The sequence below is a fragment of the Pseudoalteromonas sp. ESRF-bin5 genome, from assembly GCF_002632075.1.
In the GTDB taxonomy this organism is placed as follows: Bacteria; Pseudomonadota; Gammaproteobacteria; order Enterobacterales; family Alteromonadaceae; genus Pseudoalteromonas; species Pseudoalteromonas marina.
Window position 1 is genome coordinate 1 of sequence record NZ_NTLW01000225.1, and the last position, 5,985, is coordinate 5,985.

Annotated in this window: 4 protein-coding genes and 1 pseudogene; 3 read left to right on the top strand and 2 right to left on the bottom strand. The window is 41.8% G+C overall.

Annotated elements, in window-relative coordinates; genetic code table 11:
- Positions 1-740 precede the first annotated feature (740 nt).
- Complete coding sequence (locus BCG07_RS13675) at positions 741-1,898, bottom strand: benzoate/H(+) symporter BenE family transporter (protein WP_006793510.1); 1,158 nt, start codon at positions 1,896-1,898, stop codon at positions 741-743.
- A 354-nt stretch (positions 1,899-2,252) separates the two neighbouring features.
- Here BCG07_RS13675 and BCG07_RS13680 point away from each other — a divergent pair.
- Both BCG07_RS13680 and BCG07_RS13685 read left to right on the top strand, forming a co-directional pair.
- A pseudogene (locus BCG07_RS13680) lies at positions 2,253-2,952 on the top strand (protease inhibitor BamI-like protein).
- Positions 2,953-3,111: 159 nt separating this feature from the next.
- Entirely contained in the window at positions 3,112-3,855 is a 744-nt protein-coding gene (locus tag BCG07_RS13685) for a M12 family metallo-peptidase (protein ID WP_006793508.1), read from the top strand.
- A gap of 125 nt (positions 3,856-3,980) precedes the next feature.
- On the opposite strand, the gene BCG07_RS13690 is transcribed toward BCG07_RS13685, so the two are convergent.
- Positions 3,981-5,204 carry an alkaline phosphatase family protein gene (locus BCG07_RS13690; RefSeq protein WP_271480773.1) on the bottom strand — a complete coding sequence of 408 codons (1,224 nt, stop codon included), beginning with the start codon at positions 5,202-5,204 and terminating at the stop codon, positions 3,981-3,983.
- A 191-nt stretch (positions 5,205-5,395) separates the two neighbouring features.
- Here BCG07_RS13690 and dgt point away from each other — a divergent pair.
- The coding region (dgt, locus tag BCG07_RS13695; RefSeq protein ID WP_286890566.1) for a dGTP triphosphohydrolase at positions 5,396-5,985 on the top strand (590 nt) is incomplete at its 3' end.

The following is a 5,985-nucleotide window of genomic DNA, read 5'->3' on the forward strand; positions in this document are numbered from 1 at the left end:
CTCATTTACTCCTCATTCACTCCTCTTTGTGCATTACAGTTTTGAAAGTCCATTATTTCTAAATTTACTGGTAGACGCGCAGCTTGCTGGCGTTTAAAAGCAACGCTTTTACGGGGTATAAAGTAATTAACTCACCAACGAGAAGTGAAGGCCAGGAGAAGTGACCAAACCAATATTTTTTAACTCTGTGTAGCGCAAAGCGCCTCGGTGTGCTCTGTGGTTATATTTATTTTTAAATAACAAGAAGCTGCCGCTTCTAACGTGAGCAAGCTCTACGTCTACAAAAATAAACTAAAACACCGCTTGTCACTTTAGCTGCTCATTTACTCCTCATTCACTCCTCTTTGTGCATTACAGTTTTGAAAGTCCATTATTTCTAAATTTACTGGTAGACGCGCAGCTTGCTGGCGTTTAAAAGCAACGCTTTTACGGGGTATAAAGTAATTAACTCACCACCGAGAAGTGAAGGCCAGGAGAAGTGACCAAACCAATATTTTTTTAACTCTGTGTAGCGCAAAGCGCCTCGGTGTGCTCTGTGGTAATATTTATTTTTAAATAACAAGAAGCTGCCGCTTCTAACGTGAGCACGCTCTACGTCTACAAAAATAAACTAAAACACCGCTTGTCACTTTAGCTGCTCATTTACTCCTCATTCACTCCTCTTTGTGCATTACTATATTAAAAGCCCATTATTCACAAAGAGGTCAAGAGACGCTGCGCTTTTAAATAACCCACCGTCATTAACCTTTACGAGTGATCATTACTGTACATACGCCCGCTATAATTCCCCAAAAAGCAGATCCTACTGAAAACATCGTTAAATCAGACGCCGTAACCAAAAACGTCACTATTGCAGCCTCAGTATATTGCGAACCCGTTAACGCTTGCTGCAAACTATTTGCAATAGTGCCAAACAAAGCGATACCCGCCAGCGCCAAAATAAGTGCCTGCGGCAAACTAGCCACCAAACCGACTAAAGTTGCAGCACACAACGCCATTAAAATGTAAAACACACCGCCTGCAATACTTGCCCAATAGCGTTTATCCGGGTTTTTATCAGCCTCATCACTCATACAAATAGCCGCCGTAATCGCAGCTAAATTAATTGAATACGCTCCAAATGGCGCACAAAGTACATTTACCAGCCCCGTCACATTAAGCGATGCCGAAATAGGCGCTTTGTAATTATGCGCCTTTAACACAGCAATACCTGGCAGATTTTGAGAGGTCATTGTCACAATATATAAAGGTAAACCAATGCTTATACAGGCTTGTAAATTAAACGAAGGCGCAATATAGGTAAAGTGACTCATTTTCCACTGCAATGCGCTGGTATCTACATGACCAAATTGCCACGCTAATAACACCCCCACAATCAGCACGCTTAGCATGGCAAAGCGCGCAAAAAAGCGCTTACCTACAAAATAAACCAATACCATTAACCCTATAACTAAGGGCATATCATTCATAAAATTAAATACATCAATACCAAAAGTGACCAGCACGCCCGCTAACATGGCACAGGCAAGTTCGCTGGGTATTCGGTTCATTATTTTTTCAAACCAACCCGTTATACCCGACAAAAACACCAACAACGCGGCAAACATAAATGCTCCAACCGCCTCGTTTAGGTTATATCCCTGTGCGCTTGATATAAGCAAAGCAGCCCCGGTGGTCGACCATGCAATTAAAACAGGAACTTTGTAATAGTAAGATAAACCAATTGAGGTTGTTCCCATTACTAAACCTAGCATTAAAATCCAGCTCGCAACTAAATCAGGCGTCCCCCCTAGAGTGATCACAACCTGATAAATTAATGCAATGGAACTTGCAAAACCAATGATCACAGCCACTAATCCAGCGGTTGCTCGGTTAAGTAATTGATCTGAAAACGCCATATATCCCTCTTGCATTTATTTTTATGCACACAACATACGTTGCTCATTTTTACAATGCAATTAACTATTAGTGTAAGAATCGTGAATTATTTTCATTTTTATTTTAAAAAATTTTGAGCCTTTAAATTATTGCATTTTAAAAAACAAACAAGTACCTATAAAAGCGCCACAGGCCGCATAAAGCCTACAAAAAGCAATACCTAAAATGTACTAAAAACAAGCTAACCATTACTTTACAACAACTTAAAAAATAAAAAAACAATACATTAATACTATAAAACCAAACTTGATCTAATCACCCACTTAGTATAAAACGTAACAAATAGTTAACCAAAAATACCAAAAGAGAAACAAATGAAGCGTTTAATCATTGCTGCCATTGCTACTGCGGTACTCGCATTTGCCATTTACAAAGGAATAATTGAGACCAAAAAAAGCCGAGGAGCCTACTGCTCCAATAGCGATCGATTTTGTTCCTATTGATCTGCAAAAAACACGCACAACCAAAGCGCCTGTGCCTATTGATATGAGTAAAGACCCTATAAAAGCCACGCCTAAAATAGAACAAACAGCCCCATTTGAAAGCTTTGACGCGGTAAACCGCTTGTCTGACCGTGCAAAAGCAGTACTTACCAATGCCAAAGTACTGCCTACCGATCTTAATAACGAAGCGTACATAGAGTTTGATTTAGCCACTTTACAAGCACTAAAAACAGGCGAAAACTTTGATTTAGCTATTCCACAAACAACCGAAACTTATACAGCCGAAGTCACTAACGTTATTGAGTCGGCCAATGGTGACAAAAGTATTTTTGGAAAAGTACTTGGCGTTGACGGACGTATGCACAACACGGTACTTACCGTTGGGAAAGACGCTATATACGGTCAATTTACCGCGCCTTCTGGAAACTATGTATTTGAAAGCAAAGGCCAATACGGCTGGATAGCCGCTAAACGCGATTTATATAAAAGCCATATTGAGCACGACGTAAGTGCCCCACAACCAAAAACCGATAACACTGGCGATATGTTTGCGCCTAAAACCGACGGCTAATCACTTATTCCGCCCGCTTAATTAAGTGCTATCGCGGATTGCTATTACCTAATTTTTTATATTAAGCCCCATTAAATGGCTGCTTAAGCGTGCTCGTTATGCTTAAGCAAAATTTAATAATAACTATATTAACCACTACAAGAGTAAGGAAATACAACAATGAAGAATGTAATCATCAAAACAGCAGTAGCAGCTGCATTGTGCGCTGCAAGCACAGCTCAAGCAGAAACAATCGATATTGGTATTTTATATACCGACCAGTCGGCTGCAGCAACCAGCAATATTAATACAAAAATTAACCAGCTTATTGCGTTTAGTAATCAAGTTTACAGCCAAAATGGCGTAGACATTACGCTGCGTTTAGTGGGCTCGCAAAACCTAGGCGACTACGCAATTACCCCATCTGAAGATTGGCTTAATGCAGTAACAAACAGCAGCTACGTAGATAACCTACGCACAGGCTGGAAAGCCGATATGGTAGCAGTGCTAGGTATGGGTCAAAGTGCAGGTGCTGGCTTAATTTCATGTGGTTTAGCATGGGTTGGGCAAGGTACAAACGGCAACCTTTACAGCTCAATGAGCGATCGTATGTACTCAATTACAGCGATTGATTGTGGCGCAAGCACATTTGTACACGAGCTAGGCCATAACCAAGGCTTAGCGCATTCACGTAAACAAGGTGATACGTCGGGTGGTGTTTACACTGACGGCATGGGCCACGGTGTACAAAACGAGTTTGCAAGTATCATGGCGTACCCACAAGTATTTGGTAGCGCAACACAGTACGATTACTTCTCTAACCCAAATTGGAGCGTAAACGGTATTCCTTACGGTATTACAAACCAGGCATACGCAATTCGCACTGTAACGGCTACAAAAACAAGTATTGCTAACTTTAAATAAATGAGCACATAAAAGCGGGCATATGTAATGCCCGCTTACGTTATTTTGTTAGTCCAATCCGTTTAATTAAGTGATCTATTTTGCGGATTAGCCTTAGTCCCTTTGGAGCGCGTTATGCGCTCTTTTTAATGCACAACAACCTTTTGCTTAATAGCTGGCATTAACGTTTTGCCATCGCCATCTACCTTATTTAATAGCTTTAAGCCCATTACTTTTGCAAGCACTGGGTAAATGTCGAGGTTATTTACTTTTTTAAGGCTTACACCTTGTTTAAATGCAGGCCCAGTTGCAATAAACGTAGCTGCCATGTCGTCTGTGTAAGCGTAACCGTGTGTGCCAACATAAGTCGATTTACCCTTACTGGTAAATACAGCAGGCGCGTTAGTTTGCACTATAATATCGCCCACTCGGCTCCCTTTATTATAGTGATACCCAGCCAACTGCTCATCAGTTAACACTGTATAACGGCCATTTGCCGCCTCGCGTAAACGCGCTTTGTAATTGGCTATGTCGGCTATGCTAGTTTCGGGTTTTGCATATATTAGTAAACGCGGCCCCGTATTTTTAACTATAAAACCGTCATCACTAGGTAAGGTGTTTAACAAAATGCTTTTATCAGGATCGACAACCGCCATACCATGGTCCGACACAATCACTAAGTTCACATCTTGTTCTAATTTATTTAAACGCGCGTGTAACTGCCCCATTAACGTATCGAGCTGTTTAACTGCATCACGTGTTTGTGGCGCATCGGGGCCAAATTCGTGCCCCATGCTATCGACTAACGAAAAATAACTCGCAACAAAGCGAGGGCGCTGCGCTTTAGGTAAGCTCAACCACTGAATAATTTGATCAACCCGGCCTTGGTACTCACTATGCTTAGAGTAATGATAAAAATAGTCGGGAGTCATACCATTAAAACGCGCATCCGACTCAGGCCAAAAATACGCCGCCGACTTAAGCCCCTGCATTTTAGCTAAGTTCCACAGCGGAATGCCTTTTACCCACGTACTGTCGCCTAATGCTTTACCCATGCTGTAACACTCATTATTACGCGCTTTGTCACAAAATTTGTTATCAACAATGCCGTGATTCACTGGCAATAACCCAGTCACAATAGAAATATGATTAGGAAACGTTTTTGTGGGGTAAACCGGTATTAACTTTTGTGCCCTTACGCCTTTATCGGCCATAGCTTTTAAATTAGGTGCACCGTGTTTTTCAATGTAGTCCCACCTAAAACCGTCAATCGACACAAGTACTACCGTTTGCTCTTTTGCTGCAAACGCCGTATGGCTGGTTAACACCAAAAGTGCCCACATCATCGCCTTTACAAATCCATACTTCATTACAAATACTCGCCTACATTAAAATACGTTAAATACTGAAAAATATAACTTTATAATACAATTGCCAGGCCTTAAATGATACAAGCACCTGTACCTAACTCCTCTAGGTGTATATATTAGCTAGTAAGTATTAAAAACGAATGACAACGCGCATTTACCTCGCCAGTCATCGCCACAAAACAAGGACACCGATGACTATCGACTTTAGTAAAAAAATAACCCCCGCGCGTATGTACAGAACCACCTCTAATTTACAAATGGCGCTCGAAAGCGACCGTGGCCGCATAATGAACAGCGCCGCTATTCGTCGATTGCAACAAAAAACACAAGTATTTCCGCTTGAGCGAAACGCCGCTGTGCGTTCAAGGTTAACCCACTCGCTTGAAGTGCAACAAGTTGGCCGCTTTATTGTACAGCGTATTTTTGCCAACCTAAGCTTTGAGCAACAAAAAGATTATGGCTTAACCGACCTAGAACGCCCACTCGAAAGCCTAGTAGAAATGGCTTGCCTAATGCACGACATTGGCAACCCACCTTTTGGCCACTTTGGCGAAGCCGCAATAAACCACTGGTTTAATACTAATTTAGCCAGTGTAACGCCCGAGCGATGCCGCGAGCCAAACACCGGCATAGGCGTTATTTTTAAGCACCTAGCGCAAGACATTTGCAACTTTGAAGGCAATGCCCAGGGCATTCGTATTATTCACTCGTTGCAAACCCTTAACCTAACCTACAGCCAAAGTGCAGGTATTTTAAAATACACCCGCCCAGCAGGGCTTGA